This window comes from Actinospica acidithermotolerans, from assembly GCF_018139625.1.
Classification (GTDB): domain Bacteria; phylum Actinomycetota; class Actinomycetes; order Streptomycetales; family Catenulisporaceae; genus Actinospica; species Actinospica acidithermotolerans.
In genome coordinates, this window is sequence record NZ_JAGSOH010000016.1 from 68,007 (window position 1) to 87,273 (window position 19,267).

General features: G+C 65.3%; 5 protein-coding genes. 3 read left to right on the forward strand and 2 right to left on the reverse strand.

The window, feature by feature from the left end; genetic code table 11:
- Window positions 1–14 precede the first annotated feature (14 nt).
- The 3 genes from KDK95_RS08745 to KDK95_RS08755 all read left to right on the forward strand — a co-directional run bounded on the left by KDK95_RS08745 (window position 15) and on the right by KDK95_RS08755 (window position 12,984).
- Window positions 15–11,519: a LamG-like jellyroll fold domain-containing protein gene (locus KDK95_RS08745; RefSeq protein ID WP_212517539.1), complete on the forward strand. Its 11,505-nt coding sequence runs from the start codon at window positions 15–17 to the stop codon at window positions 11,517–11,519.
- A gap of 2 nt (window positions 11,520–11,521) precedes the next feature.
- A complete protein-coding gene (locus tag KDK95_RS08750; protein ID WP_212517540.1) occupies window positions 11,522–12,133 on the forward strand; it encodes a hypothetical protein in 612 nt (203 codons plus the stop codon).
- A gap of 497 nt (window positions 12,134–12,630) precedes the next feature.
- Entirely contained in the window at window positions 12,631–12,984 is a 354-nt protein-coding gene (locus tag KDK95_RS08755; protein ID WP_212517541.1) for a hypothetical protein, read from the forward strand.
- An 871-nt stretch (window positions 12,985–13,855) separates the two neighbouring features.
- On the opposite strand, the gene KDK95_RS08760 is transcribed toward KDK95_RS08755, so the two are convergent.
- Together KDK95_RS08760 and KDK95_RS08765 are read right to left on the reverse strand one after the other, a co-directional pair.
- Entirely contained in the window at window positions 13,856–18,067 is a 4,212-nt protein-coding gene (locus tag KDK95_RS08760; RefSeq protein ID WP_212517542.1) for a trypsin-like peptidase domain-containing protein, read from the reverse strand.
- A complete protein-coding gene (locus tag KDK95_RS08765; protein WP_212517543.1) occupies window positions 18,064–18,381 on the reverse strand; it encodes a CU044_2847 family protein in 318 nt (105 codons plus the stop codon). The genes KDK95_RS08760 and KDK95_RS08765 overlap by 4 nt, the downstream gene beginning before the upstream one ends.
- Window positions 18,382–19,267: the final 886 nt, after the last annotated feature.

The window sequence follows — 19,267 nt, forward strand, 5'->3', positions numbered from 1 at the left end:
GTCGGGGTGCGCGCATGTGGACACGGAGGCGACTGCGACTGGTCGCGGTGATCGTGTCCGCGTTGATGGTGCTGGGTGTGGCGACGCAGTCGGCGACGGCGGAGCAGTTGACACCGGGTCGCTTGCCGATCGGCGGGGTGGTGCGGCTGGTGAAGTCGATGTTCGAGGACGCGGTGTCCGTCATCCTTCCACGTCAGCTGGATGGTCGTGCCCTGACATCGCACGCTACCGCCGCGGGACGCGGGAGCGGCCACGCGCCGGGTACCGGCCTGGCGCAAGCCGCCGCGGCCGGGAACGGCTCCCCGACGAACGCCAAGCCGGGACGCTCGGGCTCGATCACTCGCGGGTTCGATGCCCGGACGAGCAAGTTGGACCAGGCCCGAACCAATGCCACGCAGGCCTGGTACAAGAATGCTGACGGCACGCTGACGGAGCGGGCCTCGCAGACCCCGATCAACTTCAAGGATGCGTCGGGCCATTGGCGGCCGATCGACGACTCGCTGGTGGCCGGCAGCGGCGGCTACACCAACAAGGCGGCCTCGTTCGGTCTGCGTATCGCCTCCTCGTCCGGCGCCTCGCACGGCGCACGGAGCCAACTGGCGAGCGGCGTGATGCGCCAGGACGCGAGCTCCAGCGCCTCGCCGACCGAGTCCGCGTCCGCGACGCCCTCCGCGTCGGCCAGCGCTACCGCTGATCCCTCCGATACCGCTTCGGCGTCCGCCACGGCCACGCCGTCGCCGGCCCCGTCGATCGGGAGCTCCTCGACAGGCGATCTCGTGACCTTGATGCTGGGCTCGGGCGAGAGCTTCGGGTGGTCGCTCGACGGCGCGGCGGATGTCGCGGGGACCGAGTCCGGGACCACGGTGACCTACTCGTCGATACTGCCGGAGACGAACGTGGAGGTGACCAGCGAGGACTACGGTGTGAAGGAGGGGCTCACGCTGGACTCGGCCTCGGCGGGCAACTCGTGGACCTTCGACCTGTCGATGTCTGGGCTTTCGCTCGCGCAGGCCTCGGATGGCACGTGGCAGTTGGCGGATTCGTCGGGCAACGTCGTCGCGGACCTCGAGCAGCCGTATGCGACGGATGCGTCGGGTACGGCCAGCGATCCGGAACCGGCCGAGACGCAGGCGGTGACGTACTCGCTGGCGACCGTCGGCGGGGTCGAGAAGTTGACGATGACGCTGGATCAGTCGTGGCTCGACGACCCTTCGCGGGTGTTCCCGGTGACGGTCGACCCGACAGTCAACGCCGACATCAACGGGCAGGAGGAGACGACCTACACCTCCTCCGAGTTCCCGACCGCGAACAACGATTCGTCGATGCGGATGGTCATCGGCTACGACTCGAGCACAGGGCAGCAGAACTACTCCTACCTGATGTTCCCGACCTCCACGATGGTGCACCAGGGCTACCACATCTCGTCGGCACAGTTCGCCGCGTTCGCCTACGCTCAGTCGAACACGGCCTCCGCCTATGCGAGCTTCACCGTGGGCGCCCCGAATTCGGCATGGAGCGAGTCAGGGATCAACTGGGACAATCAGCCATCCTCGTACCAGACGCTCGGCGCATGGTCGGGCTCGACCGGCCCGACGGGCTCCGTGACCGAGGACGGCACGTCGTACACGGGCGAGTGGACGTACACGAATCTGTCTACGACGTGGCTGAACGACCTGCAGTGGAACTCAACGGCCTCGTACTACGGCCTCGAGATGATCGCCAGTTCGTACTCGGACATGAACTACCGCAAGTGGTTCACTTCCTCGCTCTACAGTGGCTATTCGCCGTATGTGTCGCTGACCTACACGCCGGATGCCAAGGCCGTCACCACACTGGTCTCGCCGGTGTCGGGCACGTCGCTGGACACGCTCACCCCGACGCTCACCGTCTCGAACACGGACTCGACGTCGTGGTCGGGGGCCACCACCGAGTACCAGTACGCCGTGTACAAGGTGACCGGCACGAGCAGCACGGCCGTGGCCACGGCGGGCCCGACGACCACCTCCGTGTACGTCGTTCCGTCGGGCAAGCTCACCTGGGGCAATACGTACGAGTGGGAGGCGACGGCCTACAACGGCTACCAGTGGGGCGATTGGTCGGCGCTCTCCTCGTTCAGTACGACGGCTCCACCGCCGATCCTGACGGGAAGCCTGTCGCAGAACACGAACGGTCACGGCTTCGACGCGGCGATCGGCAACTACACCACGAGCGCCACTGACGCGGACATCACGGGAGCCGGACCATCGCTCTCCTTGGTGCGTGACTACAACTCGCTGGACGCGCGGTCGGCCGAGGCGCTCGGCCAGGGCTGGTCGTCGATGCTGGATGCGAAGGTCACTCAGGTGCTTTCCGCAGCGGGCAAGGTGACCGAGGCGGTGGTCACATACCCCGATGGGCAGCAGGTCGCGTTCGGGCTAGACGCGGACGGCACTACCTACAGCCCTCCGCAGGGGCGCTACGCCTCGCTCACGTTCTCCTCCAGCGGATACGTGTTGGTAGACAAGGACGGGACCTCCTACAACTTCACCCACACAGTCACCGCCGCTGCTTCCGGCGTGGCGGGCGTGTACGCGCTGACCTCCATCGCGAATCACGAGAAGCAGGAGCTGGACTACAGCTGGACCGCGACGTCCGGCGGCCAGATCAACAAGATCGTTTCATCTGTGACTAAGCGGTACGTGACGATCGGTTGGGCGACGCCGGCCGGCGCTGCGAACAGCCACGTCTCGACTGTGGTCACGAACGACGCGACCGGCACCGACGGCACCACGGCGCAGAAGTGGACGTACAACTACACCGGTGATTGGCTTACCAGCGTCTGCGCCCCGAGCCAGACGGCGCCGGCGACCTCGACGAGCGCGTGCACGGTCTATAACTACCACAACGGCTCTGTATACCAGCTCGCAGTCTCGGACTCGGGGGCGAACCAGTACTGGCCGCTCGACGACGCCTCTGGTACAGCGAGCGCTACGACGCTGGAGGCGGCGAACGTCGGCAACGGCACGATCACCTACTCGAACGTGACGCTGGGCGGCTCGTCCCACCTGACGTCCTCGAGCGCCACCAGCGCCGTTTTCACCGCCACCTCGAAGTCGTACGCCGAACTGCCCAATTCGCTGCTGACTCAGTCGAGCGATGAGTCGATAGGGCTCTGGTTCGAGACCACCGGCACCAGCGAGGTGTTGGTGGACATGGGCGGTGCGCCGGTCACCTCGTCCGGGTCTGACGGTTACGATCCCGCCCTGTATATCGGCAAGGACGGCAAGCTTGTATCGGAGCTGTGGACCGGCGACGCGTACACCCCGATGGAGTCCGGTTCGGCGGTGAACGACGGCAAGTGGCACTTCGCGATGCTCTCGGCCTCTGGCGCGACGAACGAGCAGTACCTCTACGTCGATGGCAAGCAGGTCGCATCGAAGCAGGGCACGATCTCGCTTTCGAACGGCGCCGACGTCAGCGTTGGGGCCGGTTGGATGGGTGGGACGTGGCCGGATGACTCGCTCTCCGGCGCCTCATCGGCCGTGCAGTACTTCACCGGCTCGATCTCCGACGTCGCGTACTATGACCGCGCTCTCGCGGCGACCGACGTGGCAGGTCTGAACACTGCTGGCACGACCTCCTCGGCGCAGTTGTACGAGATCACTCGGCCCAATCACGCTGCAGACTCCGCCGTGGCGCCAGAGGCGAGTATCGGCTACGACACGATCACTGGCCGGGTCAATTCGGTCACTGACGCTAACGGAGGCACCTGGGGCATCGGGCTTCCGAGCGCGTACGGCTCAAGCTACGTCTACCGGGCGGCGATCGACGCGTACTCGCCGCAACACGTGTGGAAGCTGTCGGACGCCTCTGGTGCGACGACCGCGGCCGACGATATGAACAACGACGCCTGGTACGGGTCCACCGCCGGATACGCAAACTACAACAGCGTCACTCTCGGCACGTCGGGTACCAGCGCGATGCCAGGATGGACCGGTGCGTCGTTTGACGGTTCCTCCTCGTACGTCGAGCTGCCCGACGGGGCTTTGAACTCCGCGACGAACACGACCACGAAATCCGATTCCACCTCGGTCACGATCGGCGTGTGGTTCCAGACCACGGGCACCAGCCAGGTTCTCGTCGGAACCGGAGGCGCCGCGGTGACCTCCTCCGGAGCGGACGGCTACGATCCCGCGCTGTACATCGGCAAGGATGGCAAGCTCGTGTCCGAACTGTGGACCGGTGACGCCTACACGCCGCTGGAGTCCTCCGACACGGTGAACAACGGTGCGTGGCACTTCGCGATGCTCGTGGGCGACGCCGCGAACTCGAAGCAGTACCTGTACGTGGACGGCAAGGAAGTAGCCTCGAAGTCCGGCACGATCTCGATGTCGAGCACCTACGTGTCGCTCGGCGCCGGCTGGATGGGCGGCTCGTGGCCGGACGACTCGCTCTCCGGGGACTCCGCGGCCGTGCAGTACTTCAAGGGCTCGATGGCGGATGTGGCGCTGTACCGTTCAGCGCTCACCGAAGACGACGTGGCGGCGATCTGGCAGGCCTACAAGAACTCGAAGGGCTACTACGACCCGGTCGAAGCGGTCAAGGTCACCGATCCTGCGGACAGCTACGCGGGTGCGACCCATGACGAGGTCTACTACTACGACCCGCAGAACGGTATGCGCGAAGTGCGCTACACCAGCGGGCTGGGGGAGTCGACCACCTACGGCTACGACACCAACGGATTCCTGAACACCACGGTCGATCCGAACGGCGACGAGACGATCACCGGGCACGACGCGCGCGGCAACGAGGTGTCGCAGACCACCTGTCAGCTCCAATCGCAGAACAAGTGCTCCACGTCCTATAAGACGTACTACTGGACGGCCAACAGTCTCGCGTATAACAGCACTGACGTACGCGCCGACCTCGTCACGGCCTCCAGCGACGGCCGCTCCACCAGCGCGAGCGATACGACTTATCAGACTAAGTACACGTACAACTCCAACGGCGACGAGCTCACCTCGGCCGACCCGTTGAGCCGCGTGACCGCGAACACGTACACCGATGGCACGACCGCGTTCCCGTCCTGCGACGCGCCCACCACCGGGGCGCCCACGGGTCTGCTCGCGACGACCACGACCTCTGGCGGAGCCGTAACCAGGTATACGTACTACGCCGACGGCGACACGTGCACGATCACGAACGCCGACGGGCTGGTCACCTACTTCAAGTACGACGGCCTCGGACGTCTCATATCCAAGACGACCGGCGAGCAGCGTGTCGCACTGCTCCCGCTGACGGACGCCGCCGGAAGCTCCACCGCCGCGGACTCCTCCGGGCTCGGCAACAGCGGCACCGAGACCAGCGTGACGTTCAACGGCTCGTACGCGTCTTTCCCCGGCTCGTCCGGACAGGGCATCAAGATCGGCAGCCCGGTCCTTACGACGAACGCGTCGTACACGCTCTCGGCGTGGGTCGATCTGACCTCGACACCGTCGACCTACGCGGTCGTCGCCTCCGTTAAGGGATCGAGCGGTACGGCGGCTCAGATCATGTACTCGACCTACGATGGTCTCGACCGCTTCATCTTCCAGAACACCGCGACCGAGTCCTCCAGCCCGACCTGGTATTCGGCGGAGGCCACGGCGTCCCCGAGCACGAGCACGTGGTACCACCTGGTCGCGGTCTACGACGCCGCCAACAGCACCGACGAGTTCTACATCAACGGCACCCTGGTCGGCACCGCCTCGAGTGTGCAGACCTGGGCCGCGACCGCCGGCGCCTTCTGGATCGGCTCGGACGAGGGCTCCTCGGACTTCCCGGGCTACATCAAGAACGTGCAGGCGTACCAGCGCGCGTTGTCGAGCACTGAGGTGAGCACGCTCTACGGCGAGGGCAGCGCCGGAGCCGCGGTATCCGACCCCGCAGGCGAAGACGCCGTTGCCGGTTACAGCTATGACGGTCAGGGACACCTAGCCACCTCGGCGGCGCCGTCGGTCACCGACCGCGTATCGAGCGCAGTACACACCGCGGTCACCACCCTCACCTACGACGACGACGGCAACCTCAAGACGTCCACGACCGCTGACACGACCGGCGGCGACACGTCCCGCGAGACACAGTACGCGTACAACATCTACGACCAGGTCCAAACCAAAACCGACCCGGACCAGCACGCCACGAACTACACGTACGACCTGTTCGGCAACGTCGAGACGTCCACTGACCCCATGGGTCGGGAGACAAAGACGCTGTACGACGCCGCCAACTACAAGCGGATGCAGTATCTCGAGGGCACCACCGAAACGGGTACGGCCACCAACTCCTCGAGTCTGCTCGAAGAGAAGTGGACCTACGACGCCGCAGGCCGGCTCTCGATCGACACGGTGGACCCCAACGGCCTGGACTACTCCACCACCTACGCATACTACGACAACGGCCTCACCTACCAGGTGGCCAAGACCGACGGCACGAGCACCTACGTGGAGTCGACCTCCACCTACGACGGTGCCGGAAACCTGCTCACGCAGGCCACCGACAACGGCGTGACCAACACCGACTACAGCTATGACGATGCCGGACAGAAACTGCAGGTCACAGTCGATCCATCCGGAGTCGACCGGGTCACCGCGTACACCTACACCGCTGACGGAAAAGTCAAGGAGACCACCGTCACCGGCGTGACCGACGCGGCCGGTGACCGAGGCACCGTCTCAGACGAGACCAAGACCTATGACGAACTCGACAACATCACCTCGACCTCGGTGATCGACGGGTCGAACACGTACACAACCAAGGACATCGTCAACGAGCAGGGCCTGGTCACCGAGCAAATCGACCCGCTCGGCTACCCCACCTACTACTCTTACGATGAGGCTGGCCACCGGGTCGTGACCACCAGCACCACCGTCACCGCCACCACTTACACGGCCGCGAGCGGCGCGACGGTGACTGCCGGAACTCGGGCCGTCACCTCCACCGGGTACAACACGTTCGGCGACGAGGTCGAGACTGTAGACGCCGACGGCAACGAGACCAAGTACAGCTACGACAACGACAGCCTGCTCACCGCGAAGATCCTTCCGTCGTACACCACGCCGTGCGCGCCGGGCGCGACTTCGTGCTCGTCGACGTCCGTGCCGAGCGAGACCACCTACCAGTACTACAACGACGGCAACGTCCAGACGATCACCGATCCGATCGCGTACAACACCTCATCCGCGGCCGGCGAGACGATCAACTACACGTACAACCAGCTCGGGAAGGTCGCGACCGTCCAGGTCGACGACTATGTCAGTGGGAAGACGCTGACGACGTCCTACACCTACGACGCACTCGGGCGCGTCACAGAGACGACTGATCCGAACAACGCGCAGACCTCGACCGTCTACGACTACCTCAGCCGACAGACGTATTCGACTGTCGTCGACCGACACGCGGGCACGAACGACAGTACAACCGCCAGCTACACCACCGACTACCTGTACACCGACACGGGCGGCTGGCTCAGCGAGCAGAAGTCTGAGTCGACCTCCAGCTACACGACGTACGGCTACGACAATGTCGGTGAGCGGATCTCGACCACGAACGCCGCGAACGACACCACGACGACGAGCTACGACGGCACGGGCCAAGCGGTGAAGACCGTGGCACCGGATCTGAGCTACGTGACCGAGACGTACGACGAAGCCGGGCGAAAAACAGCCACCGCGGAATTCGCGACCGACAAAACCCAGGTCGGCGGTGGCTCGTTCACCTATGACGCCGACGGACGTGTCGCCACCAGTACGCAGATCCAGTCCTCGACTGTCAGCGCGACCACGACCTACCGCTACGACGGCACTGGTCTTCTGACCTCCGTCACCCAGCCGGTGGACTCCTCGAGCAGTGACGCGATCACCATCGCCTACGGCTATGACCTGGCCGGAAACAAGACCGCGTACACGCCAGGCAACGGCACCACGGTCGATTCGAGCGGCAACGTCACCACGAACTCGGCGGACACCACATACACCACGTACAACAGTCGGGGCCTGCCCGAGTTCCAGGTGGAACCGGCCACCAGCGCTTACACCGCCGCCTCGGACTTGACCACGACGAGCACCTACGACGCTGACGGGGATCTGGTGACCCGGGTCGAGCCGGGGCAGGTCACGCTCGCGTACAGCTATGACGGACGCGGCGACGTGCTCACCGAATCCGGAACCGGCGCGGAGACTCCGTCAGCCACGCGGTCGTTCACCTACGACCTCGACGGCAACGTCCTCACAGCAGCGACCTCGAACACGCTCAGCACGACTTCAACCGCGACAGCGACCACGACCTCCACGAGCAACGCCACGAGCGAGAACTTCCAGTACAACGACCGCGGCGAACTGATCGTGGCCGGCGGCTCGGCGGGTTCGAGTTCCTTCAGCTACACCGGTGACGGACTGATGGCCAGCCGTACCGATGCTTCAGGCACGACCGACTACACGTACGACACTTCGGACCGGCCGTACACGGTCACGGACGCGTCGACCGGGTCCACTCTGACGTACTCGTATAACACGGACTCGCAGGTCAGCCAGATCAGCTACGGCACGGGCGCGGACCAGGAACTCCTCGGGTACAACACCGCTCACGAACTCGCGAGCGACGAACTCGAAACCGCCGCGGGCACGGCCATGGACACCCTGTCCTACGGCTACGACGAGGCCGGAGACCTGACCAGCAAGACCGACAGCACCGGAACCACCAACGCGTACACCTACGACGAGGCCGGCCGGATAACCTCCTGGACCGCCGGGACCAGCACGAGCGCGTACTCCGGCAATGGCACCTGCACCAACAGCAGCACCCTGACCTGCTACAGCTACGACAAGGACTCCAACCGCACCGAGTCCGGCGCGAACGTCTACACCTACAACAGCCAGGACGAACTGACCTCCGACGGCGTCGACACCTACCAGTACACCGCACGCGGCACGCAGTCCTCCAAGGCCAGCACCAGCAGCGCCGTCAGCTACCAGGACGACGCCTACGGACAGCAGGACACTGCCGGAGTCGGCCAATACACATACGACGCCTCAGGCAGGCTGATCTCCCAGCAGAACACCTCGACTGGCGCGACCACCACCCTCGCCTACTCCGGAGGCAGCAACCTCGTCGCCTCCGACGGCACCACCACCTACAGCCGCTACGCCAACGGCGCACTGCTCGGCGAAACCACCGCCGCAACCAGTGCGCTGGTATGGACCGACCAGCACACCGACGTCGTCGGAACCTTCACCTCCAGCGGAACCGCGCTCACCGGAACAGAGTCCTACAACCCGCTCGGCAAGGTCCTCACCAACACCGGCACGACCGCGAGCCTGTCCGCGGGATACCAGTCCGAATGGACCGACACATCCACCGGCGAGGTCAACATGGCCGCCCGCTGGTACAACCCGGCCACCGGCCAATTCACCAGCAAGGACACCGTCAGCAACTCGGCCGTGCCGAACACCGCCGCCGCCAACCCCTTCGGCTACGCCGACGGCAGCCCGCTAGACGGCGCTGACCCGAGCGGCCACATGCGGATGCCCGGATCGAACTTCTGGTCCCAGTTCCTCTCGATGTTCCAACTCAGCTACATCCTCAACTTCGCGCGAGTGAGGCAGGAGAAGTACCAGGAGCGCAAGCTCCAGGACGAGGCCTTCCCCTCGCTGGTGCCAGCCACCCCGATCGCCCCGAGCCCGACCGCCCAGGCCGCGCCCTCCGCGCACGCCGACAAGGCGAACAAAGCCGGTCAATCCGGCACCCCGAAGCCGATGCCCAGCTCGACCGCGCCAGCCTCGGGATACGCGAATACGCCCTGGCAGGAGGTCATCAAGCTGGTTGGCAAGCAGGTCCTCATCGGCGCCATGGCGCTCGGCACCTGCGACAGCGCGATCACGGCCGCGGTGTGCGGCGAGGTAGCGGCGGACCAGGAGGCGGCGCTCGAAGCCGCCGCCGAAGCCGACGAGATGGCCTCCTTCTACGGCGCCGAGCCAGGGTACGAACTCGGCGGATCGATCTCGCTCAAGGCGTTCAACGAAGCCGAGAACGCGCTCAACGACGAGATCTCGGCTCAAGAAGCGCTCATGCAGGCCGACGAGGACGCGATGAACGCCTCGGCCAGCACGCCGAAGGACGGCTCCGCTAGTAAGGCCGGCTCGGCCAAGAACGGCGCGGGCGGCACGGGTTCGGGGGACAACACCGTCACCAAGCTCGGGTCGAGGTCGGTGACAACCGGGGCGAAGAACCAGGCGATCGTCCCGACGGAGGCAGCACCCTCGCCGGCTGAAGCGGCACCCGTGGCCGCCGAGCAAGCACCCGCCACCGCGGCGGCGCCCGCGGCGCCCGAGGCCGTGGCACCCGAAGCCACGGCGTCGACCGCCAGCGAGATTCCGTCCAGCGCGGAAACCGTGTCCGACCAGGTTCAGCAGGACGTGCCGGACCTTGAGGAGAACAGCACCGGCTGCCCGTCCGAAGTCGCCGAGCCGCACAGCTTCATCGGCTCGACCCCCGTGCTCATGGCCGACGGCACGACGAAGCAGATCGACCGGATCAAGGCCGGCGATAAGATCACCGACAGCGTCCCTGGGCAGGCCTCGACCCAGGTCAACGCCGTCACTAAGGTAATCACCACCTACACCGACCACGACTTCGTCACCCTGACCGTAGCGCCCCTGGCACCCGACGGCTCTACGGGCGTCCACAAAAAGCTCGCCCGCAGCCTGGCGACTGTCTTCGCAACATTCGCCGCAGCGATCGCCCTGACGAACTCAACTCAGCAAGACGGCTCGCTCACGACGACCTACCACCACCCGTTCTACGACATCACCCGACAGCAGTTCGTCCAAGCCGAATACCTCAAGCCTGGCGACCAACTCCAAACCAGCGCCGGCCGCGCCGTGGTAACCGGCGTCAAGCTCTACCACGCCGACACCACGACCTACGACCTCACCATCGGCGACCTGCACACGTACTACGTATTGGCAGGCGACACGCCGGTCCTGGTGCAGAATTGCGGCGGCTCCATCGCCCGACACTCCACAGAGTGCACGTGTTCCGAGGGCGGGGAGCCGTTGGGCGTTTCCCCGACTCCGGGCAATACAGTGGTACTTGGACTCAAGGGGCCCGGCAATGCGCTCGCTGACTCGACTGAAGGCGGCATGACCTTCAACGCGGGCGACGAGGACATGCTCTATGGCTATTTCCATGATCTCGCTGAGCCGCAATGGGTTAGAGAAGTGAGGTCGGCAATTGAGAATCCTGCTATTGAGATTTCGGTAGACCTTGGCGGACTCCCTGCTGAACCGGGTTCAACCGCTATGGATATTTTCCAAGCAGCGGCAGGCCGGGGGATGAAGGCGGGGAGCTGGCGAAATGGCCCTGGGACCGACTGGGAGATGCGACAGATCCAGATTGCCGCATATGATGATCCAGGGCTTGCTGGACGAATCAACTGGTTCTTGAACGGAGTAGACGTCAACGGGGAAATGGCCGGAAGTCTGCTCCCCACAGGGAATGGGTAGACGTGCAGGTTAATGATCTCTCCGCGCTGCTTAATGCCGAGCTCGGTGCCGAGGCGCTGTATCGGTTCGAGGCGGGAGTCAGGGCAGTCGCAGGCTCGCCAGCGGTCTTGACCCACGAAGAATACGCGGTGGCTGTGCATACAAATGCTGACGGCTATCGTCTGTCGTTCTGGTGGAAGGGCCGCGAGCTAGGCCACGGCTGGTCGGCGAGCGTGGCGTCTATCGCCCGCGCTGCCGATAAGTGGGTCCGAGAAGTGGGCTTGGAGCATCTGTCGGCCGAATTTCCCTTCGTCACGTTTACCGGGCTCCAATTGGCGTATGAGCAAGGTCGGGCCACGGAATTTCAATGGCAAGCTCTTCTTGGTGGGGCCGGCGGGGCTTATAGGGAGCTCATTGAGCTGGCTTCGCGGGATAGCGTCTTGAGTGCGCTATTCCCGCAGACGGGCCATCGCCTGGCGCTGTTGCAGTCTGAAGATAGCAGTGATGCCCTCGCTTCGATCTTCGCCGTCCGCCCTGGCTGGTTTGTGGTTTATCAGCAAGGCGGTGAAGATGTGGAGTTCGAAGGTGGCGCAGAGGCAATGGTCTCATATTTGTCGAATAAGCTCAAATTGTAGATTTATTTTTCCATATCTATTCGGGTGAGCGAAGAGGATTTTCGGCGCGGTTCACCGGAGGGCCTCTCTGCGCATGGCGGGGACAGCTGATGTGGATTTTGAGGGCAACGTCGGAGGGTGGCTTCTTCGACGAGCGTGACGATCCGCGACAGGACCCCGGCGGTCAAACCATGGCTTGAGTTGCTCCCGATGGTAAGCGCTCCCTGTTGGCCGCTCCCGCCCAGCGCCGGGGGTTATTGCGAACGAGATGCGGGCTAGGTCGCTTTTGCTCCCAGGCCCTTTCCGTTTGAGGCAAGTTTCGTGTCGTGCCTGGTCAGGCTGCTTGTAGGAGTCGGGCCAGGTCGATAGTTCGGGTGACGTGTCGGTCGAGGGTGTCGAGGGCCTGGCGGATCTCGGGCGGCGCGGGTGGCTGGTCGGCGGCCATGAGCGGGTCGTAGCAGGCGGTTGTGGAGCTTGGTGTAGAACACGGCGAAACGCTGCCCGTCCGGGGTGATCCGGTGGGCGTTGGTGCCCTCGACCCGTTCGATCAGGCCTTTGAGACGCAATCGGCGTTCGCCGTCGCTGTGGCCACCGCCCAGGCCACCGTGATCCGCGCCGCGGGCATCGAGGCCCACCACGACCCGGACCTGGTCGCGGAGATCACCGCCGCCGTCCTCGCCCACCTGCTCCCGCCTCGCCGGCCACGCATCTCCGCGAGGAAGGTCAAGTCGCCGATCTCCCGCTACGCCGGCCACCCACTCGAAGAACGACACCCGGCCAGCACCCGGATCACCCGTATAGACATCGACCTCGAGAGGCCGGGAACACCGCCCGGACCACTCTATCGCCGGCGGCCCGCACGAAGATCATGAATCCCGGATCCCGCGTCGGTAGCGTCTTCGCGCTCCTTCGCGTCGAACCGGAGCACTCCTTCACCCCGGCAGAGTTGGCACAGGCCTTCGAGACCACCAACATCAACAGCTTGAGTGTCCAGTTGGCCACCTGGGCCCGGCGCGGACTACTCGGCAAGACCGCACGAGGCCGATACACAATCCCGAACAACTGCCCAGAGCCAGACCACTTGACGAGCGCCGACCAGCCTTAACTACGCGGCATTGGCGCGATCCCGGTGCGGTTCAATCGCTACCGGCATCATCCCACGGCTCGACCAAAGAGCACTTCTTCAACGCGGAAGAGTTCCGGGGGCTCGAGACGCGATTCGGGAAGTTGGAAGGGTCGCCCCTTCGCGCGGTTGGGCACATCGCTGCTCCCCGGCTCCGCTCCCTCTGGCGCCCCCTGTCTGGGGCGCGCAGATCGTGAACTCTTCTTTACCGGGCAGATTACTCTGACAACCCGTCAGCGTCATCTCTTTCTCGCAGGTTTCCCCCTTTCGAGCAGAAGCGGTTTCGAGCTCTAGGCATCCTCGAAGCGGCCTTTATGGCGTCTCTACCTGGACCGATGTACTCGATCGTCGGCGTACCGCGGGGCGCGGTCGCCCACGGGCACGGTGCGGTCGGGGTGGAGCCGCAGGGGAGTGGAAGGGGGAGCGGACGGGGAGCATGCTCCCCGTACGAAGAGGCGGAATCGTCGCTCGCCTGACGGCCAGTCAGCGCAGCGCGGAGTGCTCCGCCGGTCTGGAGTCGTTGAACCCTTCCGTGTTCCGCGCCCTGGCCTCTTCCGCGTTCCGGAAGGGGCCACAAGTTCGAGAATGGCTGGTTGCCTGGTAAGCCAGTGGTTGTTCCATCAGTTGGGGAGTGAGGTCTCGTCAATGTCGAGTGCCATAAGGCCGCTGGTCAGGCCAAGAAAGAGTCGACTACCTGCTGCGGACATGTCGATCACCTCGTGCCGCACCGGAATCTCCATGACCTGTGTTCCGCGCAGATCCCAGACGCGTACGATCCGGTCGCCGCCCCCGGTGGCGATTAGCGGGTTGCCGCCTTTGCCAGTCAACGGTGTGGCCGCGTTAAGCCAGGCGCCTTGCATGTCGATCGAGCCGACCGTCTTCTGTGCGGCGATGTCCCAAACCCGCAGTTCGCGGTCAGCGCTGACGCTGGCGACGATCGGCGCTTGCCCGCGCGCTTGGAGGGGAACTATCGACGTGATGGGATGGCGATGGCTGGTGAGCACACTTAACTCTTCGAGCGTGTTGAAGCTGAAAAGGCGTACACGTTCGTCGCTGCCGCCGACGATGAGTACGTCATCCCGCATACTGTCCGGATAGATCACGCACATCGCGCGCACAGGTCTACCGACGTTCGACACTGCGCCGTCGAGCTTCAGGTCGGCGAAGCGCCAACGTCGCAGCGTGCCGTCGGCTCCGGCTGAGCAGAGAAAGACCTGAGAGGTGATTGCGGGCGCAGCCAAGCTGGGATCTTTCGGCGAAGCTGCGATCGCCGTGACGGTGGAAAAGTGGCAGCCTATGGTCGAGCCGTGGAATTGGCGCACATCAGCCCGGGAATAGTACGAAAACTCTGCAGAATCACGCATTTCCCAGAGGCCAAGTTCGCCGTACTTCTCGGCGTATACCAGCCATGGGGATCTTGACCAGTCCGTGATCAGCAGGGGCGCCTTCCGGTCGCTGTTTACGCTCCGCCACTTCTTGGTGAGTTCGCCGGTGGACGGGTCCCAGGCACGGAGTTCTCCCGACTCGCTGAGGCTGTATAGCCGCTTACCTGCTTGCCTCGTGCCAGGTGCGGTCAGAAGAACCGTCCGTCCGAGTCCGATGCTTTCCTCGGAGGCGACGCGCCTATGCTCCGAGGGCGACCAGAGCCGCACGGATCCGTCGCGCCCTGCTGTCGCGAGGAGCCAGGATCCTCCCGCCACCCTGACAGCACACACCGAGCTCACCCCGCCCGTGTCGGCCATGAGCGTTTTCATACATGTCGCGGACTCGGCTCGCCATACCTGGATCGTTCCGTCGCCGCTCGCAACCGCAAGCAGCCGTTCTGAGTCGCCGCGGGGGATCGCGCAGATCGCGGTGACCGGATTCGACTGCTGGTCGAGGGTGTACAGGTGCTCCCCGCTGCTCTCGTCCCACAACCGGACGGCGTGGTCGTCCCCACCAACGGCAAGGCGTGTCGCGCCGTCCTCTGTAGTGAAAGCAAAGATCGCAGTCGCCGCGCCGGCGTAGCCGCGGACCCGCATGTTCGCGGTCCGCTCCACTGGGTCCCAGATGTGAATCGACCCGTTCTTGCTGCCGAGGCCGAGCACTTCGCGGCCGTCGTCCCGAGGAATTGCGCAGACCGACTTCAGACGCCGGGTAGGGCTCTTTGGCAGCTGCTCGGGTGCTCCTTCGGCGGGGTCCCAGAGGAGAACGCTGTTGGTACCGACCAGGATGGCGAGCCCGAGCCGTTCCGGCTGATATGCCACGGCACAGATCGAACTGATTTTTCCCGGACCGCATTTGGCCGCATCGAGCGGTTCTCCGGTTTCCGGGTCCCATACTTGGACAAAACCGTCGCTTCTGCCCGATGCCAGCCGTGCGGTGCCGTCGCCGTTCGGCACCGCGCACACCGCCGTGATTGAAAGCCCTTCAGGTGCCCTGATGACGCGCACGTTCTCGCCCGTATCTGGATCCCAGAGCCGAAGAGTGCCGTCGGAGCCGGCGCTCGCCAGCAGTTCCCTTTCACCGCCGACCGGCAGCGCCGCCACCTGGTTCACCGGTCCGGTATGGCCCTCGAGAACCGCTTGCTCCTCCTCGGGCACGAGGTGCGCCCACGCGGCCCGGTAGGCGGAGGGCGTGTTGGAGTTCCGGTACGTGGAGCCCAGGTGTTCCTGGGCCTCCACCATGCTGAACAGGGCCACGCGCCGATGCGGTGGAGCGTCGATGGCGCGCTGGGCCTTTCTCAGCAGCCTGAGGCGTTCCGCGTTCGAACGCAGCACCTCGGGACTGCGCAGCGCGGCGGGAATCAGCCGCCGTAAATCCGCGTAGACGGGATAGCCGTCGTCCGCCATCAGTTCCGTCATCACGGCGCCGCGCTGGGCATGGCCGGGGAGCGAGCGCAGCAGATAGGCCGGTCCGCGCTGCCAGCCGATCCGCCTGCCCAGGGCGATGAACGTGCGGGCTATCGCGCGCTCGTCCTCGTGCTGGGCATCGCGGGCCGCGAGCAGCACGTCGTTCAAAGCCTGATGGAAGAGGCGGTAGGCACGTTCCGACTCGCCGCCTCCCTCGGCGGCGGTGTCCTCGACGAGGAAGTTCGCCGCCGACTTGCGAGCGAAGTCGCGGAGCGGCTCCGCTCCCGGACTCCCTTCTGCCCCGTAGAGGGCGCGAAGGGCCTCGTCCCAGAGGCTGATGGTGAACCCGGGCGCCTCGGCGTACGCCAGTGCGGTGAGCAGTTCGGCGGCGGTGCGCGGACCCAGCGGCGGGATCCGATCCAGGAACTCGTGGACGGCGTCGTCCACCTTCGGGCTGAACGAGATCGCCTCAGGTTGGATCGGTTCACTGTCGTGCAGTCCGTGGGCGCGCGCGATTAGTCCGGCGACCAGGAAGTTGCCGTCCGCGAGTGCCGCGATCCGTGCGGCGACCGGCCGGGCGACCGGAGTGTCCTCGTAGGGGTTGCCGTGCCTTTCGGCGCCCAGCAGTTGCAGGCTGGCCAGGGCGTATTCGGACAGATCCTCGAGTTCGAAGAAGGCGGGGTGGTCGAGATCGACGACGGTGATGGCGGCCCCGAAGGCGGTGATCAGGTTCCCCTGGTTATCCCTGCGCCGCGAGCCGACGACGACCCGCACACCGGACTCGGCCAGGTCCTCGACAAGCGGCCGGACGATCCACCGAACGATGTCGCGAGCCTCCTTGGGGGTCGCCGCCTCGTCGAGGGCGTCGATCACGACCGCGAAGTGCCGCCCTTGCTGATCGGCCAGGGCCCGGGCCAGGCCGATGGCCAGGTCACCGGTCTGCTGCGGGATGGGTGCCGACGCCGCGCGGGCTATCTCGACGGCTACGTCCAGCGCCGTCTTGCTCTTGGCATGGACGGCACAGGTCACGGAGCCGACCGGTGCTCGTACGGCGCTGTCCTCAGGCGGTAGCACGGCGGCGATCCCCGGATCGGCAGACGTCACGATCCGACCGAGTACCGCGGACTTGCCCACTCCGGGCGAGCCCGTGACAACAAGCGCAGTGTGTTGTGGCTGTTCGCTGATGAGCCAGTCCGCAATCCTGGTCAGTGCGGCGCTGCGGCCGCGAAAGCGGTAGCCACGCTCGGAATCCCGCGACACGCCGCGAGCGCGTGGACGCCAGTGCCTCACCGCCTCCGGGTCCTTGTCAAGGGACCAGCCCCAGGAGGCAAGCGCGCTCTCGCCTGCGGCCTCTGCCGTCCAGTCGGCCAGCCGTCGGATCTTGGCGTCCGGCAGGGCGCGATCGGCTTGCCACAGGGTGAATGCGCGGGCGTCACCGGTGCGGTTGGCCTGCCCGACGATCCCGACCACAGCCTGGTATGCCTCGCACCAGATCGGTGCTCCGCTGAAGCCGTCGGTCACACCTTGCCCGGGTCGGGCCTGGGTGTCCAATCGCACCCAGCCGTAGCCTGCGCTGGCGCCGATTGTCCCGACGGCCTCGCTGCCCAGGGCGTCGCCGCGCGGGAAGCCGAAGGTCCACCAGTCCTGTCCGGCGAGTTCACCGGGCTCCGGACAGCGCAGCCTCGCCGCCATGTGCGCGCTCACCGCATCGTCGAATTCGAGGACAGCGATGTCCTCGAGGTTGCGCCGTTCGATCGGCGGAGCGATGATTCGGTCCACCCGGACACGATGGTGCATCAGGGCTGCGGAGTTCGGGAAGGCCAGCCACAGTTCCGGACGAGGTTGCACATCGACATGGACGACGTGCGCGCAGGTCAACACATGGTGCTCGTCGATGAGAACGCCGGTGCCCACCGGGGTGACATCGCGCTGGCTAAGATGGATCGCGACTACCCAGGAACTGTCCCGAGGCACTGCCGCCCGCAGTGTTTCCGAGATCATGCCTCGGAGCCGTCCTCGCCGGAGCGCCATCTGAGTTTGACCTCGAAGCTGCCTTCGCTGGCGGCCTTGGCCACCAGCCAGTTCATGGTCCCGCTCACCTTGACGCCGAACGTGATCTCGACTTCGTCAGGGCTCAGAGCCTTGAACCGGTCGAGTACATCGGCGGCCGCGGCGACAGCGGGATGCACGGCGTCGCGGACGGCGCCGACCGTCTTGCCGAACACGACGTCGTGGTAGCCGTCCTGGGGTTCGATCTCGAAAAACACCTCCAGTCCATCGTCGTCTCCCGTGGTGTACTTCACGACCTGGCTCATGCCAGCGACACCTCCGTAACTCAGCTAATCATGTTCTAGCAGGACGCTGAGGCGGGTGTCAGGCAACTGGGCCTATCGCAGTGCGACCGTGACGGCAAGTCGTGCTCGGAACCTCCGCCGTCATCTGCTCTCGCTGAGAGCATCACAAAATCCGGAGCGGATTAGAGTTCACCGCCTAGATGTACTGCCCCGTGCGGTTGGGGACGCGGCTGGCGGGTGGTTTGCCTCTTGTCGATGGACGTTGGGCAGTCCCCACTGGCGGACAGGAAGCCTCACACGCTGGCGGACAAGTGACCTCCCCGGTGGACACGGTTGTTCCCCACGTGGACAGCGTTTCTCCCCAGGGCGAGGCAGGTAGTGTCGTGTCCCGGGTTGGCCTGAGATACTACGTCGACCGCCTGGAGCCAGTGGTGGGAGACGAGGGTGACGGCAGAGATCGATCCGAGCCTGAGTGAGCTGCGATCGATGGTCGCGGCTCCGCGCGGTATCGCGCCGAGGACGGACTGGCCCGAGGTCCAGGCTGCGCTGGGCTTCGAGTTGCCGGCGTGGTCGGCAGGTTTGTTCGTGTCTTTCGCCGGTTGCGGTCACGTTCATGCGCCACTCGGCCGTGGGGCTGACTTGTCGGATTATCGCCGGGGGTAGCTGCCCGGTACAGGTCGCGTCGGGCGGCTGGTGCTCTCCGGGCTCATCGGGTCGTGAGAGCCAGTGTTCGCGTCTTGATGGGAGCGGTTGGTATGGGTTGGGTGGAGGAGCGCAGTGGAGTGTTTCGGGTGCGGGTGCGGGTGCGGTTGGCGGATGGGCGGTCGGTGGATGTGGCGCGGTGTGGGTCGCGGCGGGAGGCGGAGGTGATCGCGGCGGGGTTGCCGCGGGTTCGGGTGGATCCGGC

What these genes read in the sequence shown, in the direction of transcription:
- KDK95_RS08745 (WP_212517539.1), top strand. Translation starts at nt 15, where the DNA reads ATGTGGACACGGAGGCGACTGCGACTGGTCGCGGTGATCGTGTCCGCG.
- KDK95_RS08760 (WP_212517542.1), bottom strand. Translation starts at nt 18,067, where the DNA reads ATGATCTCGGAAACACTGCGGGCGGCAGTGCCTCGGGACAGTTCCTGG.
- KDK95_RS08765 (WP_212517543.1), bottom strand. Translation starts at nt 18,381, where the DNA reads ATGAGCCAGGTCGTGAAGTACACCACGGGAGACGACGATGGACTGGAG.